A 22,433-nucleotide genomic window follows, 5' to 3' on the forward strand; every position below is an offset into this window, starting at 1 on the left:
GCGGCATCTGGCCGCAGGCTTTTGCTGTCACAGGTGGCTGGCTATACTCGCGGCCGATTTTCCAGTCACCTGACGAGTCCCAAACCCTCCATGGAACGTATTCTCGAAAACGCGATGTATGCCTCGCGCTGGCTGCTCGCACCCATCTACTTCGGCCTGTCCCTCGGCCTGCTGGCCCTGGCGCTGAAGTTCTTCCAGGAAGTTGTCCACGTCCTGCCCAACGTCTTCGCCCTCAGTGAAGCCGACCTGATCCTGGTCATCCTGTCGCTGATCGACATGTCGCTGGTGGGTGGCCTGCTGGTGATGGTGATGATTTCCGGCTACGAGAACTTCGTGTCGCAGCTGGACATCGACGAGAGCAAGGAAAAGCTCAACTGGCTGGGCAAGATGGACTCTTCCTCGCTAAAGATGAAGGTAGCCGCTTCGATCGTGGCGATTTCTTCCATCCACCTGCTGCGGGTGTTCATGGATGCGCAGAACATCTCCACCGACTACCTGATGTGGTACGTGATCATCCACATGACCTTCGTGGTTTCGGCCTTCTGCATGGGCTACCTGGACAAGCTGACCAAGCACTGAGTCCGGTCAGGCCTCTTCGCAAGCCCTGTGGGAGCGGGCATGCCCGCGAAGAGGCCGCCGCGGTCCAACTGACGAGCGGCTGCAGTAATGTCTTGTGCAATCCCCCGATCCGTACAAAAAATGAGCACTCATGCGTGGTTCCCAAAGCGAGGTGTCTCATGAACCTGCATCAGCTCAACTCCGAGGCCAGGGCCGGCCATGTCGACGAACTGAACCTGATTGCCATCGAAGGTGGCGACTACCTGATCGAGGCCCGGGTCAAAGGCCATCCCCATCCCCTGTCCGATACCCGCGGTGAGCGCTTGCGCGTGCACTCGGTGGAGGATGCGCGCAAGTTGCTGCAGACCATTCCGATGGTGTCGATGAACCTCGTGCACTGGTCGGTGCAGGACGAAATGTGCGGCATGGGCACGCACCCGGAAGAAGACCTGAAGGTGCCGATTTCCCAGCGCTCGGCCTGGTAGCTGCTCGCGCCGCCCCAGTGTGCTAGGCTGCTCGCCCTTTTTATCAAGGGCGCGGCTGCACTGCGCCCTGCAGTGGAGCACGACAATGTCCGAACTCAACCTTTCCACCGACGAAACGCGCGTCAGCTACGGCATCGGCCGTCAACTGGGCGGCCAGCTGCGCGACAACCCGCCACCAGGCGTGAGCCTGGAAGCCATCCTGGCCGGCTTGACCGACGCTTTCAGCGGCGCCGAGAGCCGTGTCAGCGAAGCTGACCTGTCGGCCAGCTTCAAGGTTATCCGTGAGCTGATGCAAGCCGAAGCTGCTGCCAAGGCTGAAGCCGCCGCTGCCGCTGGCAAGGAATTCCTGGTCGAAAACGCCAAGCGTGAAGGCATCACTACCCTGGCTTCGGGCCTGCAGTTCGAAGTGCTGACCGCAGGTGAAGGCGCCAAGCCGACCCGCGAAAGCAACGTGCGCACCCACTACCACGGCACCCTGATCGACGGCACTGTGTTCGACAGCTCCTACGATCGTGGCCAGCCGGCTGAATTCCCGGTTGGCGGCGTGATCGCTGGCTGGACCGAAGCCCTGCAGCTGATGAACGCCGGCAGCAAATGGCGCCTGTACGTGCCGAGCGAGCTGGCCTATGGCGCGCAAGGCGTTGGCAGCATCCCGCCGCACAGCACCCTGGTGTTCGACGTCGAGCTGCTCGACGTTCTGTAATGCCTTTGGGGCCGCTTTGCGGCCCATTCGCGGGACAAGCCCGCTCCTACAGGATCTACGCCAACTTCAAAGGCTGCGCAGATCCTGTAGGAGCGGGCTTGCTCCGCGAAGAGGCCGGCCTGGCCAGCCTCAGTTCCAGTCTGTTCCCCCTGGGCGCAAGGCCCGTGCATAGCAGAACAGAAACAGGTTCCGCACCAGCTCCTTGAGCACCACCGGCTCACTCGAATTCAGCCCGTACAGATCCAGGTCACCCTGGTCGCGCAGCTCGTCCAGTGCTTCTTCTTCGAGCACTGCGCACACCTCACCGGTTTCCCGATGGAGGATGCGCAGATAGGGGTGGGGGCGGTCCAGCCAGGCGTCGATCAGATAAGTCATGGCTATTCTCCTTGGAAAACATTTCCAATGAGAATAATTCTTATTATCGGAATAGCAAGCACCAATTGGCAGAATTTGTAATCAGACCTTACGCACGAATTCCGACTTCAGCTTCATGGCGCCGATGCCGTCAATCTTGCAGTCGATGTCGTGGTCGCCATCGCAAAGGCGGATGTTCTTGACCTTGGTACCGACCTTGACCACCAGCGAAGAGCCCTTGACCTTGAGGTCCTTGATCACGGTTACGGTGTCGCCATCCTGCAGGATGTTGCCGACCGAATCCTTCTTCACCACGTCATCGCTGGCCGCTTCGGCTTCACCGCTGGCAGACCACTCGTGGGCGCACTCGGGGCAAATCAGCTGGGTGCCATCCTCGTAGGTGTATTCGGAGTTGCATTTGGGGCAGGGTGGCAGCGTGCTCACTTCGGTTCCTTAATCAGACAGGCGGTTAAAGGCTCATATTGTATAAGGTTTTGCGGGTGAAGTGTTCCGTCCGCACAAAAGCTTCGCGGGGCAAGCCCGCTCCTACAGGGTGAGGTGTCTACCTGTAGAAGCGGGCTTGCCCCGCGAAGAAGATGTCTCGGTCTGTCAGTGAGTGCGCGCGACCGCAAACTCGCTCAGTTCGACCAGCGCATCGCGGTACTCACTGGCTGGCAGCACTTCCAGGCATCCGATGGCACGCTTGACGTAGTCACGCGCCAGCTCGGCGGTGTACTTCAGTGCGCCAGAGGCGTTGACGGCCTCGCGAATCTGCTCCAGGTCTTCCAGGCCACCCTTCTGGATCGCCTTGCGCACCAGTGCCGCCTGCTCTGGCGTACCTTCACGCATGGTGTAGATCAGCGGCAGGGTCGGCTTGCCTTCGGCCAGGTCGTCGCCGACGTTCTTGCCCAGGGCTTCGGCATCGCCTTCGTAATCGAGCAGGTCGTCGACCAGTTGGAAGGCCACGCCCAGGTGGTCACCGAAGGTGCGCAGGGCTTCACGCTGCGCTTCGCTGGCTTCGGCCAGTGCCGCGGCGCTGTGGGTCGAGGCTTCGAACAGCATGGCGGTCTTGCCGCGGATGACGTCCATGTAGACCTCTTCGGTGGTGCTGGCGTCGCGTACTCGCGACAGTTGCAGCACTTCGCCTTCGGCGATCACCCGGGTGGCCTTGGACAGGATCTGCATGACCGGCATCGAGCCCAGCTCGACCATCATCTCGAACGAACGCGAATAGAGGAAGTCGCCCACCAGCACGCTCGGCGCGTTGCCCCACAGGGCGTTGGCGGTGGAACGGCCACGGCGCATGCCGGACATGTCGACCACGTCATCGTGCAGCAGGGTGGCGGTGTGCAGGAACTCGATGGTCGCGGCCAGCAGGCGCAGGTCGGCGCCTTCACGGCCCAGGGCCTTGCCGCACAGCAGCACCAGCAGCGGACGCAGGCGCTTGCCACCGGCGGACGTGATATAGTCGCCGATCTTCGATACCAGCGGCACGCGCGAGGTCAGCTGCTTCTTGATGATCTCGTCGACGGCGCTGAAATCGTCAGCTACCGCGCGGTAGAAGGTTTGGGGTTGCATCGGCTGCTCCAGTGAGGTTGCGCGGCATGCTAGGTCGCGGGTCCCGGTGTGTCAAGGCGCGGTGCCCGCTGGCCGGGGGCGGGACTTGCAAGCAAAAGCGGGGTTGCGTACAATCGCGCACCCTAACTTCCTGGGCAGCACCTGCCTTACGCAATTGCACAGGGCCGTTCCAGCCCCATGCAGCCATGCCAGCCAATACTTATCTTATAAAGCGCTGGGTGAGCAGGATTATCGGAGAAATACCATGTCTTACGCAGTAATCGTTACCGGCGGCAAGCAGTACAAAGTCGCTGAAGGTGAATTCCTCAAGATCGAAAAACTGGAAGTCGCCACTGGCGAATCCGTGACCTTCGATCGCGTCCTGCTGGTTGCCAACGGTGAAGAAGTCACCATCGGCGCACCAGTCGTCGCTGGCGCTAAAGTGGTTGCCGAAGTCGTTTCGCAAGGCCGTCACGACAAGGTTCGCATCATCAAGTTCCGTCGTCGTAAGCACCACATGAAGCGTATGGGCCACCGCCAGTGGTTCACCGAGATCAAAATCACCGGTATCCAGGCTTAATCGCCTCGGTCCCCTGAATTTATTTGGAGAATTGAACCATGGCTCACAAGAAGGCTGGTGGTAGTACTCGTAACGGTCGCGACTCAGAATCGAAACGCCTTGGCGTGAAGATGTATGGCGGCCAGGTTATCAAGCCGGGCAACATCATCGTCCGTCAGCGCGGCACCGAATTCCACGCTGGCTACGGCGTTGGCATGGGCAAGGATCACACCTTGTTCGCCAAGATCGAAGGCGTGATCAAGTTCGAGAAGAAAGGCGAGTTCATGCGCCGTTACGTGAGCATCGTCGCCGCCTAATCGCGACGTCGCTCCAGAAGCCCCGTCATGCGACGGGGCTTTTTCGTTTGTGGTGAGCCTCTTGCAAAGCTGTTTGTATGGGCTGCCGGCGTGGGTTTCTACGGTCGTACGGGGCCGCCGCGCTCATTTTTGCAAGAGCCTCAGGTTTTTCAGTATTCAACTCGCCCGCAGGCGAGAGGCGGTTTTCAATGAAGTTTGTTGACGAAGTATCCATTCGGGTCAAAGCCGGTGACGGTGGTAACGGTTGCATGAGCTTCCGCCGCGAGAAGTTCATCGAGAACGGCGGCCCTAACGGCGGTGACGGTGGTGATGGTGGTTCGGTGTACATGGTTGCCGACGAAAACCTCAACACCCTGGTCGACTACCGCTACACCCGTCACCACGAAGCCCAGCGCGGCGCCAACGGTGGCAGCACCGACTGCACCGGCAAGAAGGGTGAAGACCTGTTCCTGCGCGTGCCGGTCGGCACCACCGTGATCGACGCCTCGACCCAGGAAGTGATCGGCGACCTGATCACTCCGGGCCAGAAGCTGATGGTCGCCCAGGGCGGCTGGCACGGCCTGGGTAACACCCGCTTCAAGTCCAGCACCAACCGTGCGCCGCGCCAGACCACCCCAGGCAAGCCGGGTGACCAGCGCGACCTGAAGATGGAAATGAAGGTATTGGCCGATGTTGGCCTGCTGGGCCTGCCGAACGCTGGCAAGAGCACCTTCATTCGTTCGGTCTCGGCTGCCAAGCCGAAAGTCGCCGACTATCCGTTCACCACCCTGGTGCCGAACCTGGGCGTGGTCAGCGTCGACCGCTGGAAGAGCTTCGTCATCGCCGACATCCCCGGCCTGATCGAAGGCGCGTCCGACGGTGCCGGCCTGGGCATCCGCTTCCTCAAGCACCTGGCGCGTACCCGCGTGCTGCTGCACCTGGTCGACATCGCGCCGCTGGACGAAAGCAGCCCGGCCGATGCCGCCGAAGTGATCGTCAATGAGCTGACCCGCTTCAGCCCGTCGCTGGCCGAGCGCGAGCGCTGGCTGGTGCTGAACAAGTCGGACATGGTCATGGACGACGAGCGCGATGAGCGCGTGCAGGAAGTGATCGACCGCCTGGAATGGGAAGGCCCGGTCTACGTGATTTCGGCCATCTCCAAGCAGGGCACCGACAAGCTCAGCCACGACCTGATGCGCTACCTCGAAGACCGCGCCGACCGCCTGGCCAACGACCCGGCCTACGCCGCAGAACTGGCCGACCTCGACCAGCGCATCGAAGACGAAGCCCGTGCCCAGCTGCAGGCCCTGGACGACGCCCGTACCCTGCGTCGCACCGGGGTCAAGAGCGTGCACGACATCGGCGACGACGACGATGGCTGGGATGATGATTTCGAGGACGACGAAGACGGCCCGGAAATCATTTACGTGCGCGACTGATCGGTTGCAGTACACTAAACGCCGCTCTCAGGAGCGGCGTTTTTGTATCCACGGTATCTACAGATTCGACATAGGTTGGAAGAAGATGCGAAGCAAGGTGACGGGCGCCAAGCGCTGGGTCGTGAAGATTGGCAGTGCCCTGCTGACCGCCGATGGCAAGGGCCTCGACCGCGGCGCCATGGCCGTATGGGTCGAGCAGATGGTCGCGCTGCGTGAAGCAGGCGTGGAGTTGGTACTGGTCTCCTCTGGGGCCGTGGCTGCCGGCATGAGCCAGCTGGGCTGGACTTCCCGACCGAGTGCGATGAACGAGTTGCAGGCGGCTGCCTCGATCGGCCAGATGCGCCTGGTTCAGGCCTGGGAAACGAGCTTCGGCGAGCACGGCAAGCACACCGCGCAGATCCTCCTGACCCACGACGACCTGTCCGACCGCAAGCGTTACCTGAATGCCCGCAGCACCCTGCGTACCCTGGTTGACCTGGGCGTGGTGCCGGTGATCAACGAGAACGACACCGTGGTCACCGACGAGATCCGCTTCGGCGACAACGACACCTTGGCCGCGCTGGTGGCCAACCTGGTGGAAGCCGACCTGCTGGTGATCCTCACCGACCGCGACGGCATGTTCGATGCCGACCCGCGCAACAACCCCGAAGCCCAGCTGATCTACGAAGCCCGCGCCGACGACCCGTCGCTCGACGCCGTTGCCGGTGGTACCGGCGGTGCCCTGGGCCGTGGCGGCATGCAGACCAAGCTGCGCGCCGCGCGCCTGGCAGCCCGCTCTGGCGCCCACACGATCATCATTGGGGGCCGCATCGAGCGCGTGCTGGACCGCCTGAAGGGCGGTGAGCGCCTGGGCACGCTGCTGTCGCCCGAGCGTGGCATGCTGGCGGCACGCAAGCAGTGGCTGGCTGGCCACCTGCAGACCCGTGGCACCCTGGTGCTCGACGCGGGCGCCGTGCAGGCGCTGCGTGAGGCGAACAAGAGCCTGCTGCCGGTCGGCGTGAAGACCGTGCAAGGCAGCTTCCGCCGTGGCGAGATGGTGGTCTGCGTCGGCCCGGATGGCGTCGAGGTGGCCCGTGGCCTGGCCAACTACAGCGCGCTGGAAGCGCAGAAGATCATCGGCCAGCCTTCCGATCAGATCGAGGCCGTGCTGGGCTACATCGCCGAGCCGGAGCTGGTGCACCGCGACAACCTGGTGCTGGTATGAAGCTGCTCAAGCGGGCGATGGCCCTGGCCGTCTTCGCCCTGCCAATGCTGGCCGGGGCCGAAGAGATTGGCCAGGTGTCCACCGTGTTCAAGTTCCTCGGGCCGAACGATCGCATCGTGGTCGAGGCCTTTGACGACCCTAAGGTCGAGGGTGTGACCTGCTACCTGTCGCGGGCCAAGACTGGCGGTGTGAAGGGTGGTTTGGGGTTGGCGGAAGATCGGGCGGAGGCTTCGATTGCCTGCCGTCAGGTCGGGCCGATCAGCTTCAAGGGTGACTTGAAGGACGGTGAGGAGGTGTTCAAGGAGCGCACCTCGCTGGTGTTCAAGACCATGCAGGTGGTGCGCTTCCTCGACAAGAAGCGCAATACGCTGGTGTATCTGGTGTATAGCGACCGCATGATCGAAGGCAGCCCGCAGAATGCGGTGACTGCGATTCCGATTCTGCCTTGGGCTCACTGATAGCCTGGTAGACCGCCGGGAGGCCTTCGCGGGTCAAGCCCGTTCCTGCAGGGGTATGCGATCCCTTGTAGGAGCGGGCTTGTCCCGCGAAGGGCCGCAAAGCGGCCCGAACTACCTCAGGCCAACTCTTCGGCCTGATCCTCACGCACAATCGCTTTCACTTCATCCAGCCGGCTGATGTACTTCCAGTCCGCCTCGTCGATGTAGATGCCATTAGGCCCGCTGCCACCTTCCAGGTCGATCGCCACGCGCGCCGACACCTGCGGCTTCACGCTCGCCAGAATCGGTACGAAGCCCAGCTGCAGGCTGGTCTCCAGCAGTGCCGCCTGGTTGCGTTCGTCGATGTCCGCCGCTTCGTCGAGGTAGTACGGCAGGCGAATGCGCCCGGCCAGGTCACGGTCCATCAGGTGCAGCAACAAGTACATGTTGGTCAGCGCCTTGATGGTCATGGTGGTGCCGTTGGACGCCGCGCCGTCGATGTCGGCGTGGATGATCGGCTGGCCGTTGACCTTGGTGATCTCGAACGCCAGCTCGAACAGGTCCTTCAGGCCCAGCTGGTTGTGGTTGGCCGCCACCAGCCGTGCCAGGTACTCCTTGGCCTCTTCGTTCTTGTTGTCCTGCTCGGCACTCTGGGTCAGGTCGAACACCGACAGGGTCTCGCCTTCCTCGTACTGGCCGGCGCTGTGGATGATCTGGTCAATGTGCTTGAGCGCTTCCTTGTTCGGCGCCAGCACCACGCGGAAGCTCTCCAGGTTGGACACCTGGCGCTTGTTGATCTCGCGGTTGAACAGGGCCAGTTGGTGCTCGAGGCTGTCGTAGTCGCTGCGGATGTTGCGCAGGGTCCTGGCGATGTCGGTGACCGCAGCGCGGCGCGCCTTGGCCAGGGTCAGGGCTTCGTCGGTGCGGTGCGCGTAGGCGTTGACCAGCAGCTGCAGGCGGCGCTCCATGTCGTCTTCGCTGTCGAACTTGGCCACGCCCTTGAGGCGCACCTGGGCGTACAGCGCCTCGATCTGGTTGTCGACGCGTTGCAGGGCCTGCCAGCTGTCCTGGTAGTCGTTGAGCATCGGCAGCAGGTTGTCCATGGAGTCGTCGACCGCTTCCATGAACGGCGTACCGTAGGGCAGGTCGGCCGGTAGCAGCTGGCGACGGCGCAGGGCGTCTTCCAGGGTGCGCTGCTTGGCTTCGAGGTCGCCGATCTGGCGGCCGACCAGCTGCAGCTTGGCCGACAGCTGCTGGACGCGCTCGGTGAAGGCGTCGCTGGAGCGCTTGAGCTCATCCTGGGCGGCTTCCAGCTGTGCCAGTTGCTCCATCTTCTCCGGCTCTTCGGCGCTCAGGGTTTCGCTGCGACGGAAGTCTTCAAGGGCCTTCTGGGCGTCCAGCACTTCCTGATACAGGGCTTCTGTCTGCGCCTTGGAGGCGGTGCGGTCGGCGGCGACCTGCTGCTGGGTCTTGAGCTGCTTCAGCTCCTTCTCAAGACGCTCCTTCTGGTCGCGCAGGGCTGCGCGGTCGGCCAGGGCCTGCAGGGCCGGCGGGTCGATGTTGGAGATGTCGATGGAAAGGCCTGGGGCCTCGAAGCGCTCGCCCTTGAAGCCGTCGAGCACCGCCTCCAGGGATTTCACCCACAGGTCGCTATCATCCAGCTCGATGCCGCGGTCGCCCAGCGGCAGGCTGAACAGCGCGCCGTTGAACAGGCGCATCAGGCGGTCGACGTCCTGCTGCGAGAATTCTTCGCGCAGGCGGGCGTAGCTGTTGTTGTCGGCGTGATCGAGCTGCTGCTTGACCTGCTTCAGGCGTTTTTCCAGGTCGCGCACGCGTTCGTCGAGGTCTTCGGCGCTGAACTGGCGCGACTGCGCCAGGGCGCCGGCCAGTTCGTCGTGGGCGTCCTTGGCGGCCAGCAGGCCCTGCTCCAGCACCTTGACGTCATCGACCAGGGCAAAGCGGTGCTTGAGCACCGACAGCTCGCCGAGCCAGCGCTGGATACCGGTGATTTCACGTTCCAGGCGCATCAGCTCCTGGGTGCCGCCACGCTGGTCGTTCTGCAGGCGGTCCTGCTCGCCACGGAAGTGCTCGGCCTGGATCACCAGCTCTTCCTTGCGCGCCATGGCGTATTCCTGCCAGGTGCCCAGCAGGTTGTCGAGCAGCGGCGAGAGACGGTGCAGCTTGCCGCGCAGGATGTCGCGCTGGGCCACGCCGCCGGCCAGGGCCTCGACCAGCGGTCCGGCTGCGACCAGGGCGTTGTAGTCCTGCTCCATTCGGCGCACGTCGCGGAAGGCTTCTTCGCAGGCGGCGATGTAGTCGACGCTGCCCGAGCGCAGGCTGTGCTCGAAGGCATCGAGGAACAGCTGCTTGAGTTTGGCAGCGGTGATCTCGCGCATGTGCAGCAGGTTGATGAACAGCGCACGGAAGGTTTTCAGGCTCTGTTCGCTGGTCGAGCGCAGCGGGATCAGGGTCAGGTCCAGCGGGCACGAGGTGTGGCCGCCGACCAGCAGCCGGCGCAGTTCATCGGGCTTGAGCTCATAGGCCTTCAGGCCCAGGCGCTCAAGGTTGGTGAACAGCTCTTTCTGGCGCAGGCAGGTGTCGTTCTTCTGGTAGTGGGCCAGGTCCAGCTCGCCCTTGTAGGCGAAGAACTGGTGGCCGAAACCGCCGCCCGGGCCGCGACCGACCACGCCGATCACGTGCGTGCCGTGGGGCAGGTTCAGTTCGCAGAGGATGTACGAGGTGTCGCTGGCGAAGTAGAAGCGGCGCGACTGCTCCAGGCTGTACTTGCCGAAGCTCATGTCGGACATGCGCGCCAGGATCGGGAACTGCAGGGCGTTGATCGACGCCGATTTACCCAGGTTGTTGGCACCGTACACCGACAGTGGGTGCTCCAGCGGGAACAGGCCGAGGCTGTAGCCAGCGGTGTTGAGCAGTGCGAAGCGGCGGATGCCGTAGCGTTCCTGGCTCATGCGTCAATCTCCTGTTGCTCTTCGCGGATGGCCCGGGCCAGGGCGTCCTCTTCGCTTTCCTCGCTGTCGAACGGGGTGAGGTCGAGCGGGTCGTCGGTGCGGTTGAGTTGTTCTGGCGTCTCTTCCACGACCAGTACCGGGACTGGCAGCGGCAGGTCACTGTGCAGTGTGGCGGCCAGGTCGCGGTCCTGTTGCACCGACAGGCACACGTCGAGGAAGCGGTGCATCGGCGGCAGGAAGCGGTAGATGCCGCCTTCTTCATGGGCAAAGCCGAGCTGGGTCATGCGGCGCATGATCTTTTCTTCCAGCTCGTCGACGGTCTGCACTTCGGCCTGCAGGAACAGGTCGCGGTACTTGTCCAGTAGCGAGGGCAGCTCGTCGCGGCCGATGCTGCCGCCATCGAGCACGGCCATCGGGTCGCGACCCTGGTCGGCCAGGTGCTCGACGATGATGAAGGTGAACAGCGACAGGCGCTGGGCGGTCTTGTTGACCTGCGCGGCGGCCTGCTCGGGGACGAAGTAGTAGAAGCCGCGGGTGTCGCACACCAGCTCGAAGCCCAGGGCCTTGAACAGGGTGCGGTACTGGTCCTGGAAGTTCGACAGCTGGGCGTACATTTCAGGGTCGCGGCGGCTGACGTGAAAGCCCTTGAACAGCTCGCGGAAGATCGGCGCGAGCTGGGACAGTTCGGAAAGATCAAGATGCATTGGCTGGGCTCGCGTTGGTTTCAGGTTGCGCTTCGCGGCTGGACGTCAGGGCGTACGAGCGCAGGCTGACCAGGTGTTCGTGGGTGGTGTACTCGCGCCGTTCCAGGCGTTCGCGCTTGAAGCGCTTCTCTCGCGACAGGCGCGAGAACCAGTACAACAGTTCGTCAGTGGCGCCTTCGGGCTCCTGGTCCAGCAGCCAGACCATGAGGTCTGGCAGCGGCAGGGCGTCTTCGCAGCGCTCGAGCATCTCTTTGACCGTGCGTGGTGCACGCGGCAGCGGGCCCTGCTGAGTCTTGTGCGCCTTGGGGAACTTGGCCGGCTTCGGCTCGAAGCGGGCCAAGGCATAGACGTAGGCCTCGACCTGGCTGGCACTGCCGAGGAAGGTGCTCTGCGGGCGGGTGAACAGCGGCATGGCCGCTTGCGGCACGGCGTCGATGCCTTTGCGCCGGATCACCGACAGCGCCAGCGCCGCACCGCGGGTCACGGCGTTGTGCCGGCGCGCTTCTTCACGCAGCGGCAGCAGCAGTTCGCGGGCGTGGCGCAGGGTCAGTTGGGCGCTGGTCTGCATTTCCAGGATGCGCGCGTGGGTGCGCAGCAGCATGTCGTCATCGACCAGGTGGCCCAGGCGAGCTTGCTCTCCGAGTAGTTTGAGCAGCACAGTCTCGACCTTGCGCACGCCCTGTTCGAAGGCGCCGTCAGCGTTGACCAGCTGGATCATCGGTTCGACGTATTCGTCCCAGGTCGCCAGCACTTCAGCATATCGCTGGCGCAGCGGGATCTGGCGATTGCTGGTCTTGGCCCGTTCGGCCACGGCGACCAGTGCCTGCTCGTCGTTGTCGAGCTTCTTGAGTACGTCGCGCACGCGCATGTCGAGCAGGCGCAGTTGGCGCGCCAGGTCGTCGCTGTCGCGGTTTTCAAAGGCGTCCTGGATGTGCCCGGCCAGGCGCTCCAGATGGCGCAGGTAGGCCTCGATCTCCAGGCACAGACCCAGCCGGTGTTCCCGGCGCAGATAGGCGAGGAAGTCGTGAATCTGGGCGTTGAGCTCGAAACGGTTCGGGCTTTTCGCCACGGGCACCAGGATATCCAGGCGGATCCATACATCGAGCAGCTGGGTGATGTCCTGCGGCGTGCTTTCGACCTGCTGGCGCCCTATGTGCTGGCGCAGTTCGACCAGGCTCAGGGTGCCTTGGTCAAAACGCTCACACAGTGGCTCGATCAGAGCCCAGTGTTCAGCTAGGGCGCGCAGGACGCGCTTTGGTTCGATCATTGGCGTCTACTCGTTGCCAAGTAAAAAAGGGGCGATTGTACTTCATCCGAGGGGGAGGATTTCACCCCTTGGTCTGTAATGTGAGATAACCTTGGCGCTTGTAGGGGATTCACTGGCTCGTTTGCAGGGCGCAGGCAGCAAATTTCCGCCGACCAGTTGCAGCACAGCCCGGCCAACAACGTTAGAATGTGCGACGTTTCGAACCCCGGACCCCGAGCCTTGCTGACCGAACCCCGCCGCCGCGCCTACCTTTCCGCCATGCAAGTGGTGCATTGGCTGCCGCGCGCCGAACTGCCGTTCGCCGCACCTTCGCGCCCCGAGCTGCTGTTGCCGCAAGCGCCGGTAGAGCAAGTCGACTTCGAGGTTCGGCCATCCGCCCCAGCGTCCAGCGAGGCCCTGGCCGCGCCCCAGGCGCGCTCCAGCGAGCGCCCGAAAATCGAGATTCCGCGTCCCGGCAGCACGCCCAAGGTCGCTGCCAAGCCAGTCGAAGCCGAGGAAGAGGCCCCCGCGCCGCGTCCGGCCCCGGTACCGCCACCGCGCTTCTCGTTGCAGTTGCTGCGTGCCGGCAGCTGCCTGTTGCTGGTCGAACTGGCAACCGGTCAGCCTTTCCAGAGTCGCGACCCCTCCTATCTGCTGCTCAAGGACATGCTGCGTGCTGCCGGCCTGCCCGACGCGCCGCAGATCATCGGCGAGCCCGTGCGCTGGCCGCTGCTGGTGCGCGGCAACATGGACCAGGGCCCGGATGCTGCACGCGACTTCGTCCAGGGCTTCATCCAGGCGCGCCTGGAAGAAACCCCCTGCAGCGTGCTGTGGCTCATCGGCTTGCCGGCCATGCGGTTCGCGGCCAGCGCCGACGATACAGCCTATTACCAAGTACTGAAGGTCGACGGCCTGGGCGATGCCTGGGCCTTGCCGGGCCTTGAACTGTTGATGGACGAGCCGCAGCGCAAGGCGGACGTCTGGCAAGCGATGCGCCAGCTGATGGCGCGCTGGAAGAGCGTTGAATGAGTGACTCGATCAGCTTCCGCCCGATGACCGAGGCGGATCTGGATGCCGTGCTTAAGATCGAATATGCCGCGTTCAGTCATCCCTGGACCCGCGGGATCTTTCAGGATGCGCTCAAATCCTACGAAGTGTGGCTGATGTTCGATGGCCAGCAACAAGTGGGGCATGGGGTGATCAATGTGATCATTGATGAGGCGCACCTGCTCAACATTACCGTCAAGCCCGAGAACCAGGGCTGTGGGCTGGGGCTGAAGCTGCTTGAGCACCTGATGGCGCGGGCCTATCAGCTTAATGGCCGTGAGTGCTTCCTTGAGGTGCGGGCCAGCAACCAGTCGGCCTATCGCTTGTACGAGCGTTACGGTTTCAATGAAATCGGCCGTCGCCGCGATTACTACCCGGTTGCCGGTGGGCGTGAAGATGCGTTGGTGATGGCTTGTACGCTGCTTGAGGACTGAGTAAACCTGTACCGGCCTCTTCGCGGGGCAAGCCCGCTCCTACAGCGATCGCCTCAGATTTGAAGGCCGGTGTTGAACCTGTAGGAACGGGCTTGTCCCGCGAAAGGGCCTGCAAGTCGCTCAAAGCTCTCGCGGCATTACCTCGACCGGCTTGCGCAGGTCCCGCAGGCTTCTGGTCATCTCCCCGGTATTGCACTTCGCCGCCGCCTGTTCCGGCGTGTAATTGCGCACGGTGCGGAAGAACAGCTCACAGGTCTGCTTCTTCTGTGTCACCTGCCACTTGGTAGAGCAGGCTTCCAGGGTCATCTTCGGTTCGGCCCCTGGGTTACGCCCCATCCCCGCCTGCCAGCAGGCCGCAGTCAAGTCCTGCCCCATCATCTTCAGCCCCGCCGCATCGGCTGCATCCTGATCGCCGCCATGGCTGTCCTTGTTCGCCGCGTACCAGATCGCACTCGGGTGGTTGGCGCCAAGCACCGGTACCTGGGCGCCCGCTTGCGGGCTGATGCTGACCAGGCCCAGCACATTCACCTGTGGCCCGTACTGTTGCTTGATCCAGCTGCGCACCGGTGCGCCGAAGGCGACCATGGGCAAGGGTTTGGCGGTGTTCTGCAGGGTCATCTCCTTGACCATGCGCAGCTGGTAGTCCTTGAAGTAGCCGTAGGTACCGGTCAGGGCATCGCCCGCACTGGCCGGGGCGGCGATCGGGGCGATGTCGATGATGGTCTGGTAGGCCGGGGTCTGGCTGGCGTCGACGCCGTTGAAGGTCAGCAGTTCGGCCCAGCGGTCGGTGGTATTGGAGCGCAGGTAGTCCTGGGCCTGGGTCAGCGAATAGTCTGGCGGGAAGTGCAGCAGCTCGATGCTGCGACGGTTCTGCAAGGCCATGCCCAGCGGCAGGAACAGGTACCAGTCGTAGGACCATTTGCCGTCCTTGCTCAGCTGGGTGGCACCGTTGTAGGCCAGCTCGCCACTGTCGAGCAGCTTGCGCAGGGGTTCGGCATAGTTGGCGGGCACTTCGCTGATGGTGGCATGCAGCCGGTCGTGCTCGCGGCTGACGTGCACCTGGGCGTTGGCATGGCCGTCACGGCGTACGCTTTGGGTCAGGTAGTGCTCCACGGTCTGCTCCAGCGTCCAGTCGCGGTAGCAGATCACGTGGCAATTGTTGGGGAAGGCGAACAGGCGGGTGACGCGCTGGGCATCGCCCAGGTCGATGCGAGCGTCGGCCAGGGCCAGGCCGCTGAAGGCGAGGGCGGCGAGGCTCGGTAAGGCAGTCTTGTGCATGCTTAACTCCTTGTCAGTGGCCTCCCGGGTTGGCGGCCGTGCTCATACTGAGGCAGGGAGCGTGGGGATGAGAAGAGCAAGCGGGCTGCTGCTGGCTGCAGGTGTGCTGTGGAGCACAATGGCACTGGCGGACGAGCGCGACGTGTGGATGTTCGCGCAGTGGGCGGGTGACCACCAGACCCGGCCGTTTCGCGAGATGCTGGTGGATGCGCGTCTGTATGGAGTTGTGCCTATCCATCAGCTGCTGCGTTCGGCGTCGGACTGGAAGTTGTGTCATGCCTCGCCGTTCGCGGTACCGCCGGCCAGCAACTGGCCGGCGGTGCGTTCCACGTTGTCGTTGCTCAATACCCTCGACGGGCAAGGCATCTTGCGCCAGTTTGAAGTGGTGTCGGCCTATCGCAGCCCTGAGCTCAATCACTGCGCGGGCGGCGCCGTGGGCAGCGCCCATACCCACGCCTTTGCGGTCGATATCCTGCTGCCGGCCTGGGCCGACCCCAATCCACTTTGCCGCTTCTGGCAGCAGCATGGCCAGGCCTGGAACATGGGCTTGGGGCGCTACCCGAGCGGGCGCATCCACATCGATACTGCGGGTTATCGCACCTGGGGTGGTGATGGCGGTTCAAGCTCGTCGTTCTGCAGCAAGCCCAGGTGAGTGAGGCAGGCCTGGCATTCACTCATCACCCATTCGGCAAAGCGTTGGCGCTTGTCACCATCGCTCAGTGGCTGCGGGCTGAGCAGGTAATAGCCAGAGCCATCGCGCAGGAAGCCGAACGGGGCGCGCAACTGGCCGCTGTCGAGTTCGTCACGCACCATCAATGCCGAGGCGATGGCCAGGCCCAGGCCGGCGCTGGCGGCCTGTAGCGATAGGTAGAAGTGTTCGAAGTCGCTGCGTTCGCTGTGGGTTGCCTGCCGTTCACTCAGACGCAGCCAGGTGGGCCAGGCGTTGGGGCGGGTGCTGCTGTGCAGCAGGCGTTGGCCGTCCAGGTTGTCGCTGTTGGTGCGGCTGACCGGGCCAATCCACTCATCGCAGATTTTCATGCTGTGCAGCGCCGGTGGCCAATGGAAGTCATCCCGGCGTAGTGCCAGGTCGACCCCGCTCCGGGCAAAGTCCACCGGCCCGCCGGCAGCCACCAGATGCAGTTGCAGGTCCGGGTGCGCGGCATGGAAGCGTGGCAGGCGCGGGATCAGCCAGCGCATGGCGATGGTCGGCTCGCAGGACAGCACCAGTACGTTGTCGCGTTCCTGCTGTTGCAGGCGCTGCACAGCGCCTTCGAGCTGTTCGAAGATCGCCTGGGTGGTGCCGTGCAATGCCCGGCCAGCGGGTGTGAGGAAGATTGCCCGGTTGCGCCGTTCGAACAGTTCGATGCCCAGGCTTTCCTCGAGCAGGCGTACCTGGCGGCTGACGGCGCCGTGGGTGACATGCAGGCGCTCGGCGGCACGGACGAAGCTTTCGGTTTCGGCGGCGATGTCGAAGTAACGGAAGGCGGTGAGGGCTGGCAGTTTCATGGGGTCCCTGTTTGCCCGCGAAGAAGCCGGAGCGGGTTTAGATATCTGTCAGGAAAACTATCAGATCTGCTTCACTTTAAATCGTTTTTTTCCCGCCAGGCAGCTCTCGATAATAGGTGTATCTGTGCTTTCTCATCGTCTATCGAGGCATTTCCCTTGACCGAACTCATTGCTGTCGCTCTGTTCACCCTCCTGGCCGTCATCAGCCCTGGCGCCGACTTCGCCCTGGTCACTCGCAGCAGTTACGCTCAGGGCCGCAAGGCCGGACTGGCTGCTGCGGTGGGGATCGCCTTGGGCGTCCAGGTGCATGTGCTGTACACGGTACTGGGGATCGCCGTGATCATCAGTCAGAGCCCGGTGCTATTCCTGGCCATGAAAGTGCTCGGTGCGGGCTATCTGATCTACCTGGGCTACCAGTTATTGACCAATACAAGCCGTATCAGCCTGGAAGGGGAGGTGGCACAATCCGGCGTGCTGGCAGCGTTGCGCACAGGCTTCATGACCAATGCCCTCAACCCCAAGACCATGCTCTTCGTCGTCAGTGCCTACACTCAGGTGGTGCGGCCGGGCAGTTCATTGGGCGTGGATTTCGCCTACGGGGCATTCATGTCGTTCGCTCACTGGGCCTGGTTCAGCCTTGTGGCGTTGTTCTTTTCCCGTGCGGGGTTGCGTGCGCTGATGATCGCAAGGCAGCAGCTGGTCGATCGGGTAATCGGCTTGGCGCTGATCGGCCTGGGACTGGCCGTGGCGGTCGCCGGGATGCGTTGATAGGGCGGGATTTTTTTGCAGGCAAAGAAAAAGGGCCTACCTTGCGGTAAGCCCTTTTACTTGTTTGGTGGCTACACAGGGACTTGAACCCCGGACCCCAGCATTATGAATGCTATGCTCTAACCAACTGAGCTATGTAGCCGATGGGGCGCATTATTCCCTTGTGATGGGCCTGTGTCAACACTCATTTCAAAAAAAATTGCACGCCTTTCAAAAACTTAGCGACCGACCCGGTTTCAGCGGACGATCAGCCACTGGCCGAGTACCCCGTACAGCTGCAAATGCTGCTCGGCAGCCAGTGCCGCCAAGGTTTCGCCTGGGCGGTCGAGGTTGAAGTCGCCACTTACGCGTCGGTAGGCGGTCTGCTCATCCATCAGCCAGACCCGGCGACCCTGATAGCTGGCCAGGCGCTCAATCACCTGTCCCAAGGGCAGGTCGCTGGCGCGGAGGAGGCCGGTGCGCCAGGCATCCGCCGTCTTCGCGTCGGCTTTCTGTACCGGGTTGATCCGTGCCTCGCTGAAGGTCACTCGCTCACCCGCCGACACCATGCGCTGGTCGCCGCCCTGGATGACCATGGCCTTGCCATTGAGCACCACCAGTTCACCTTGATCGGCATGGCGCGCCACCATCAGACGGGTGCCGTACACCTGGATACGGGTATCGTCGACTTGAACTTCCATGGCGCGGCCATCGAGCACCACCTCCAGGTACACCTGGCCTTGCACCAGATGCAATTGGCGCGTGCGGCCGCGCAGGTCGACGTTCATCGCGCTGGCGCTGTCCAGGTGCAGCGTTGAACCGTCAGCCAGGCGCACGCTGCGCCGCTCACCCACATCAGTAGCCAGTTCGCTGGCCAGGCGTTGTATCAGTGGCCAGTAAAGATATGCAACAGCGCCGAGCAACAGCAGGAACAGCACGGCCAATACCTTGCCCAGGTAGCTACGGCGGACCTTGAGCAAACGCGGCCGTGGCCGGGCGGGGGGCACCTGAAGTTGCTGCCAGCACGCTTCCAGTTCGGCATAGGCGTGCGCATTACGCGGCTCCTGGCACCAACGGCCGAATGCCTGGCGTTCACCTTCATCACAGCCGGGCTGGCGCAGGCGGGAAAACCACTCCAGCGCTTCCTGCTGAGGATCGGCCTGAATCTGCGTGGCGGGCATCGGGCTCATGGGGCGGTGTGCTCGCGTGAGGGCGGTTTCGCCCAACGATTACGGGGAAGGAAGGTCGAGGATGCTAAATATATTGAGAACCATTTACAAGTGCGCAATTGCGCGTTAAACAAAAAGGTAGCTATGTATCTATTTGTTTCCCGATAATCGGATCCCAAACCTGCGGACGGAATTCAAGCTCATGGCCATCAGCAGCACCCCCACCGCCAGCACCGGTTCGGCGAACCAAGCCAATCCGCTGGTGATGCGCATCATCGCCTTCTGCGCCTTGGCGCACCTGATAAACGACCTTATCCAGTCGGTGCTGCCAGCGATATACCCGATGCTCAAGGCCAACTACGACCTGAGCTTCGCCCAGATCGGCATGATCACCTTGACCTTCCAGATCACCGCCTCGCTGCTGCAACCGTGGGTCGGCTTCTTCACCGACCGCAGGCCGACGCCCAACCTGTTGCCGCTGGGCACCCTGTGCACCTTGGTGGGGATCGTCATGCTGGCCTTCGTCGGCAGCTTCCCGATGATTCTGCTGGCCTCGGCACTGGTTGGCATCGGTTCGTCGACCTTCCACCCGGAGACTTCGCGGATCGCGCGGCTGGCCTCGGGAGGCCGTTTCGGCCTGGCGCAGTCGACCTTCCAGGTTGGCGGCAACACCGGTTCTGCCTTCGGCCCGTTGCTGGCGGCGGCCATCGTGATTCCATTTGGCCAGACGCATGTGGCCTGGTTCGGCGTGGCGGCGCTGTTGTTCTTTGCCGTGACCCTGATGCTGCGCCGCTGGTACAAGGAGCACCTGAACCAGGCCAAGGCGCGCAAGGCGGTGCAAGCCACCCACGGCATCTCGCGCGGGCGGGTGATAGCGGCGCTGGTTGTGCTCGGCCTGCTGGTGTTTTCCAAGTACTTCTACATGGCCAGCTTCACCAGTTACTTCACCTTCTACCTGATCGAGAAGTTCAGCCTTTCGGTAGCCAGCTCGCAGCTGCACCTGTTCCTGTTCCTTGGCGCGGTGGCGGCGGGTACCTTCTTCGGCGGGCCGATCGGTGACCGCATCGGGCGCAAGGCGGTGATCTGGTTCTCAATCCTTGGCGTGGCGCCGTTCACCCTGGCGCTGCCATATGCCGACCTGTTCTGGACCACGGTGCTCAGTGTGGTGATCGGTTTCATCCTGGCCTCGGCGTTCTCTGCGATCGTGGTGTATGCCCAGGAGCTGGTGCCGGGCAGTGTGGGCATGATTGCCGGGGTGTTCTTCGGGTTGATGTTCGGCTTTGGCGGCATTGGTGCGGCGCTGCTGGGGTACCTGGCTGATTTGCGCGGGATCGAGTATGTGTATGGATTGTGCTCGTTCCTGCCGCTGTTTGGCTTGTTGGCGGTGTTTCTGCCAAATACCGGTAAGCGCTGATACCGCTGGGGGCTGCTTCACAGCCCATTCGCAAGACAAGCCCGCCCCTACAGGTATTGCACATCGTTGGGTTACGCGGTCTTCTGTAGGAGCGGGCTTGTTCCGCGAATGGGCCTCGCAGAGGCCCCAGCGGCAATTGACGACTTGGTCAGGCTTGGCCTAGAGTGCCGCCTCTGTTTTCGACACCTGCGTAGTAGCCACAGCAATGCGCCGTATCCAATCCCTCCCACACGCCCGCCAGCCTGCCCTCCAGGCCATGCGTCGTGCGTGGCCGAGCGATACGGTGCTCAAGCGTCGCCGCAGCGTGCTATTCGCCTTCACCTTCTCGCCACACCAAGCCCTGAACTGACACCCCGCGCCTTTGCGTCGCCCGCCTTTCCGGCGAGCGAGTGGGCGCCTGTATCTGCGCGTCTTTTCAGTTTTGCTTGGAGTGGTACATGAACATGCGTTTGCTGGCGGGCCTTCTGTTCGCCGTATCGGTGGTGGGCTTCAGCCTGGGGGCCAGCCTGCCGCTGGTGTCGTTGCGCTTGCACGAGGCCGGTGCCGGCACCCTGGAAATCGGTGTCATCTCGGCCATCCCGGCCGCGGGCATGATGCTCTCGGCGTTCATGGTCGACGCCTGCTGCCGGCACCTGACCCGGCGCACCATCTACCTGCTGTGCTTCAGCCTGTGCACCGTGAGCATCGCCTTGCTCGATTCGGCGTTCGATACGCTGTGGCTGCTGGCCGTGCTGCGCCTGGGCCTGGGCATCGGCATGGGTATCGCGATCATCCTCGGCGAGTCCTGGGTCAACGAGCTGTGCCCGGACCACAACCGCGGCAAGATCATGGCCCTGTACGCCACCAGCTTCACCGGCTTCCAGGTGCTTGGGCCGGCGCTGATCGCGATGATGGGTGCCGACAGCCCGTGGATCATCGGCGTGGTCACCATCGGTTATGGCCTGGCCCTGCTGTGCATCCTCCTGACCGTGCCCAACGACCATGTCGAGCATGGCGAAGAAAGCGAGAAAAGCTTCGGCCTGGCGGGCTTCTTCCGTGTGGCGCCGGCGCTGTGCGTGGCGGTGCTGTTCTTCTCGTTCTTCGATGCCGTGGTGCTGTCGCTGCTGCCGGTGTATGCCAGCAGCCATGGTTTTGCCGTGGCCGTGGCGGCGCTGATGGTGACCGTGGTGTTTGCCGGCGACATGGTGTTCCAGCTGCCGTTGGGCTGGCTGGCTGACCGCGTCGAGCGCACCGGGCTGCACCTGGTGTGCGGGCTGGTGGCAATGGCCATCGGCATCGCCCTGCCATGGCTGCTGCAGGTGACCTGGCTGCTGTGGCCGATGCTGGTGCTGCTGGGCGCAGTGGCGGGCGGCATCTACACCCTGGCGCTGGTGCTGATCGGGCAGCGCTTCAAGGGGCAGGACCTGGTCACGGCGAACGCCAGCGTGGGCCTGCTGTGGGGCGTCGGCAGCCTGGTCGGGCCGCTGGTGAGCGGGGCTGCGATGGATGTGGCGCCGCATGGCCTGCCGATGGCGCTGGCGCTGATGGCGGGGCTGTTCGTGTGCTTTGCCCGGCAATCGTACCGCCGGGTGGGGAAGTTGCGAGCCGTTGCCGACTGAGGAATTGGCGGCGCAAGATCCGGCGTTTGCCCGGTCAGCGGCTGGGCTAAGCTGGATCTGCCTTGAACCCACAGGAGCTATGGATGATCCTCGCTGACCTCTCGCCTGGCGCTTACCGCGAAGCCACTGAGTACCTGGCTGCGCTGGACCCGGACTGGGCGCGGCATATCGAGGTGACCGGGCCCTGTCTGCATCAGGCTACGCCCGGGCGTGAACCTTATGAAGCGTTGGTGCGGGCGATTGCCTATCAGCAATTGCATGCGCGGGCGGCGGAGGCGATCCTCGGGCGGTTGCTGGCGCTGTTCCCCGGGCAGGTGTTTCCGGCGCCAGAACAACTGCTGTCAGTCAGCCCCGAAGTCATGCGCGGGTGCGGTTTTTCGGCGAGCAAGCTGGCGACCATTCAGGGTATCGCCCAGGCAAGCCTGGAGGGCATGGTACCGAGCCGGGCGGAGGCTTTGGCCCTTGCCGATGATGTGTTGATAGAGCGCCTGGTGCCCTTGCGTGGGGTGGGCCGTTGGACCGTGGAAATGCTGTTGATCTACAGCCTGGAGCGTTCGGATATCCTGCCCGTGGACGATTTTGGCGTGCGTGAGGGGTATCGCCGGCTCAAGGGGCTGGACAAGGCACCGACGCCCGCGCAGATGCGCTCGCTCGGTGGTGGCTGGAGCCCATATCGGACGGTGGCTGCCTGGTACCTTTGGCGGGCCTGATTTTTTGCATGGGCTTGCC

General features: G+C 63.3%; 24 protein-coding genes and 1 tRNA gene. 15 read left to right on the top strand and 10 right to left on the bottom strand.

Annotated elements, in window-relative coordinates:
• Positions 1–90 precede the first annotated feature (90 nt).
• The 3 genes from ACOKS3_RS03720 to ACOKS3_RS03730 all read left to right on the top strand — a co-directional run bounded on the left by ACOKS3_RS03720 (position 91) and on the right by ACOKS3_RS03730 (position 1,746).
• Positions 91–579 carry a TIGR00645 family protein gene (locus tag ACOKS3_RS03720; RefSeq protein ID WP_003247486.1) on the top strand — a complete coding sequence of 163 codons (489 nt, stop codon included), beginning with the start codon at positions 91–93 and terminating at the stop codon, positions 577–579.
• A gap of 158 nt (positions 580–737) precedes the next feature.
• Positions 738–1,043 carry a DUF6482 family protein gene (locus tag ACOKS3_RS03725; RefSeq protein ID WP_103445750.1) on the top strand — a complete coding sequence of 102 codons (306 nt, stop codon included), beginning with the start codon at positions 738–740 and terminating at the stop codon, positions 1,041–1,043.
• Between the two features lie 85 nt (positions 1,044–1,128).
• The gene (locus tag ACOKS3_RS03730; RefSeq protein ID WP_103445749.1) at positions 1,129–1,746 is read left to right on the top strand and encodes an FKBP-type peptidyl-prolyl cis-trans isomerase; all 618 of its coding nucleotides are present in this window, start codon (positions 1,129–1,131) and stop codon (positions 1,744–1,746) included.
• Positions 1,747–1,875: 129 nt separating this feature from the next.
• Here ACOKS3_RS03730 and ACOKS3_RS03735 read toward each other — a convergent pair whose 3' ends face one another.
• The 3 genes from ACOKS3_RS03735 to ACOKS3_RS03745 all read right to left on the bottom strand — a co-directional run bounded on the left by ACOKS3_RS03735 (position 1,876) and on the right by ACOKS3_RS03745 (position 3,678).
• Complete coding sequence (locus ACOKS3_RS03735) at positions 1,876–2,121, bottom strand: PA4570 family protein (RefSeq protein ID WP_060512530.1); 246 nt, start codon at positions 2,119–2,121, stop codon at positions 1,876–1,878.
• Between the two features lie 81 nt (positions 2,122–2,202).
• Positions 2,203–2,544 (bottom strand): zinc ribbon domain-containing protein YjdM, encoded by a 342-nt coding sequence (locus ACOKS3_RS03740; RefSeq protein WP_103445748.1) that lies wholly within the window; start codon positions 2,542–2,544, stop codon positions 2,203–2,205.
• A 165-nt stretch (positions 2,545–2,709) separates the two neighbouring features.
• Entirely contained in the window at positions 2,710–3,678 is a 969-nt protein-coding gene (locus tag ACOKS3_RS03745) for a polyprenyl synthetase family protein (protein ID WP_422763315.1), read from the bottom strand.
• A 244-nt stretch (positions 3,679–3,922) separates the two neighbouring features.
• Between ACOKS3_RS03745 and rplU the strand changes: the two genes are divergently transcribed.
• The 5 genes from rplU to ACOKS3_RS03770 all read left to right on the top strand — a co-directional run bounded on the left by rplU (position 3,923) and on the right by ACOKS3_RS03770 (position 7,613).
• Positions 3,923–4,237 carry a 50S ribosomal protein L21 gene (gene rplU / locus ACOKS3_RS03750; RefSeq protein ID WP_003247466.1) on the top strand — a complete coding sequence of 105 codons (315 nt, stop codon included), beginning with the start codon at positions 3,923–3,925 and terminating at the stop codon, positions 4,235–4,237.
• A 38-nt stretch (positions 4,238–4,275) separates the two neighbouring features.
• Complete coding sequence (gene rpmA / locus ACOKS3_RS03755; RefSeq protein ID WP_003247464.1) at positions 4,276–4,533, top strand: 50S ribosomal protein L27; 258 nt, start codon at positions 4,276–4,278, stop codon at positions 4,531–4,533.
• A gap of 188 nt (positions 4,534–4,721) precedes the next feature.
• Positions 4,722–5,951, top strand: coding sequence for an Obg family GTPase CgtA (cgtA, locus tag ACOKS3_RS03760; protein ID WP_103445746.1), 1,230 nt, complete (start codon positions 4,722–4,724; stop codon positions 5,949–5,951).
• 85 nt (positions 5,952–6,036) lie between these two features.
• Entirely contained in the window at positions 6,037–7,155 is a 1,119-nt protein-coding gene (gene proB, locus ACOKS3_RS03765) for a glutamate 5-kinase (RefSeq protein WP_103445745.1), read from the top strand.
• A 17-nt stretch (positions 7,156–7,172) separates the two neighbouring features.
• Positions 7,173–7,613 carry a CreA family protein gene (locus tag ACOKS3_RS03770; RefSeq protein ID WP_181004451.1) on the top strand — a complete coding sequence of 147 codons (441 nt, stop codon included), beginning with the start codon at positions 7,173–7,175 and terminating at the stop codon, positions 7,611–7,613.
• A 116-nt stretch (positions 7,614–7,729) separates the two neighbouring features.
• Here the strand turns inward: ACOKS3_RS03770 and mksF are convergent, their stop codons facing one another.
• From mksF to mksB, 3 genes are read right to left on the bottom strand one after another with little or no spacing between them, the layout of a single operon-like run.
• Positions 7,730–10,561: an Mks condensin complex protein MksF gene (gene mksF / locus ACOKS3_RS03775; RefSeq protein WP_103445743.1), complete on the bottom strand. Its 2,832-nt coding sequence runs from the start codon at positions 10,559–10,561 to the stop codon at positions 7,730–7,732.
• Positions 10,558–11,265, bottom strand: a complete 708-nt coding sequence (gene mksE / locus ACOKS3_RS03780) for an Mks condensin complex protein MksE (RefSeq protein WP_103445742.1) — start codon at positions 11,263–11,265, stop codon at positions 10,558–10,560. Before mksE ends, mksF begins: the two co-directional genes overlap by 4 nt.
• On the bottom strand, positions 11,255–12,532 hold the full coding sequence (gene mksB / locus ACOKS3_RS03785; protein ID WP_103445741.1) for an Mks condensin complex protein MksB: 1,278 nt from the start codon (positions 12,530–12,532) through the stop codon (positions 11,255–11,257). The genes mksE and mksB overlap by 11 nt, the downstream gene beginning before the upstream one ends.
• Positions 12,533–12,751: 219 nt before the next feature.
• Between mksB and ACOKS3_RS03790 the strand changes: the two genes are divergently transcribed.
• Positions 12,752–13,540: an energy transducer TonB gene (locus ACOKS3_RS03790; protein ID WP_103445740.1), complete on the top strand. Its 789-nt coding sequence runs from the start codon at positions 12,752–12,754 to the stop codon at positions 13,538–13,540.
• Positions 13,537–13,992: a ribosomal protein S18-alanine N-acetyltransferase gene (rimI, locus tag ACOKS3_RS03795; protein ID WP_060512520.1), complete on the top strand. Its 456-nt coding sequence runs from the start codon at positions 13,537–13,539 to the stop codon at positions 13,990–13,992. The genes ACOKS3_RS03790 and rimI overlap by 4 nt, the downstream gene beginning before the upstream one ends.
• 120 nt (positions 13,993–14,112) lie before the next feature.
• Here the strand turns inward: rimI and ACOKS3_RS03800 are convergent, their stop codons facing one another.
• Positions 14,113–15,270 carry a hypothetical protein gene (locus ACOKS3_RS03800; protein WP_103445739.1) on the bottom strand — a complete coding sequence of 386 codons (1,158 nt, stop codon included), beginning with the start codon at positions 15,268–15,270 and terminating at the stop codon, positions 14,113–14,115.
• Positions 15,271–15,337: 67 nt separating this feature from the next.
• Between ACOKS3_RS03800 and ACOKS3_RS03805 the strand changes: the two genes are divergently transcribed.
• Positions 15,338–15,922, top strand: a complete 585-nt coding sequence (locus tag ACOKS3_RS03805) for a D-Ala-D-Ala carboxypeptidase family metallohydrolase (protein ID WP_422763316.1) — start codon at positions 15,338–15,340, stop codon at positions 15,920–15,922.
• Here ACOKS3_RS03805 and ACOKS3_RS03810 read toward each other — a convergent pair.
• Positions 15,862–16,776 (bottom strand): LysR substrate-binding domain-containing protein, encoded by a 915-nt coding sequence (locus ACOKS3_RS03810; protein WP_422763317.1) that lies wholly within the window; start codon positions 16,774–16,776, stop codon positions 15,862–15,864. The genes ACOKS3_RS03805 and ACOKS3_RS03810 overlap by 61 nt on opposite strands.
• A 156-nt stretch (positions 16,777–16,932) precedes the next feature.
• Here ACOKS3_RS03810 and ACOKS3_RS03815 point away from each other — a divergent pair, with 156 nt between their 5' ends.
• Positions 16,933–17,544 carry a LysE family translocator gene (locus ACOKS3_RS03815; protein ID WP_103445736.1) on the top strand — a complete coding sequence of 204 codons (612 nt, stop codon included), beginning with the start codon at positions 16,933–16,935 and terminating at the stop codon, positions 17,542–17,544.
• Between the two features lie 65 nt (positions 17,545–17,609).
• On the opposite strand, the gene ACOKS3_RS03820 is transcribed toward ACOKS3_RS03815, so the two are convergent.
• Positions 17,610–17,686, bottom strand: a tRNA-Met gene (locus ACOKS3_RS03820).
• 94 nt (positions 17,687–17,780) lie between these two features.
• Entirely contained in the window at positions 17,781–18,713 is a 933-nt protein-coding gene (locus ACOKS3_RS03825) for a FecR family protein (protein ID WP_422763318.1), read from the bottom strand.
• 181 nt (positions 18,714–18,894) lie between these two features.
• Between ACOKS3_RS03825 and ACOKS3_RS03830 the strand changes: the two genes are divergently transcribed.
• From ACOKS3_RS03830 to ACOKS3_RS03840, 3 genes are all read left to right on the top strand, one after another.
• On the top strand, positions 18,895–20,106 hold the full coding sequence (locus tag ACOKS3_RS03830; RefSeq protein WP_103445734.1) for an MFS transporter: 1,212 nt from the start codon (positions 18,895–18,897) through the stop codon (positions 20,104–20,106).
• A gap of 437 nt (positions 20,107–20,543) precedes the next feature.
• On the top strand, positions 20,544–21,704 hold the full coding sequence (locus tag ACOKS3_RS03835; protein WP_103445733.1) for an MFS transporter: 1,161 nt from the start codon (positions 20,544–20,546) through the stop codon (positions 21,702–21,704).
• Positions 21,705–21,787: 83 nt separating this feature from the next.
• A complete protein-coding gene (locus ACOKS3_RS03840) occupies positions 21,788–22,414 on the top strand; it encodes a DNA-3-methyladenine glycosylase family protein (RefSeq protein ID WP_422763319.1) in 627 nt (208 codons plus the stop codon).
• Positions 22,415–22,433 lie beyond the last annotated feature (19 nt).

Origin of the sequence: Pseudomonas sp. HS6-2 (genome assembly GCF_049325675.2) — a bacterium.
Lineage (GTDB): Bacteria > Pseudomonadota > Gammaproteobacteria > Pseudomonadales > Pseudomonadaceae > Aquipseudomonas > Aquipseudomonas putida_N.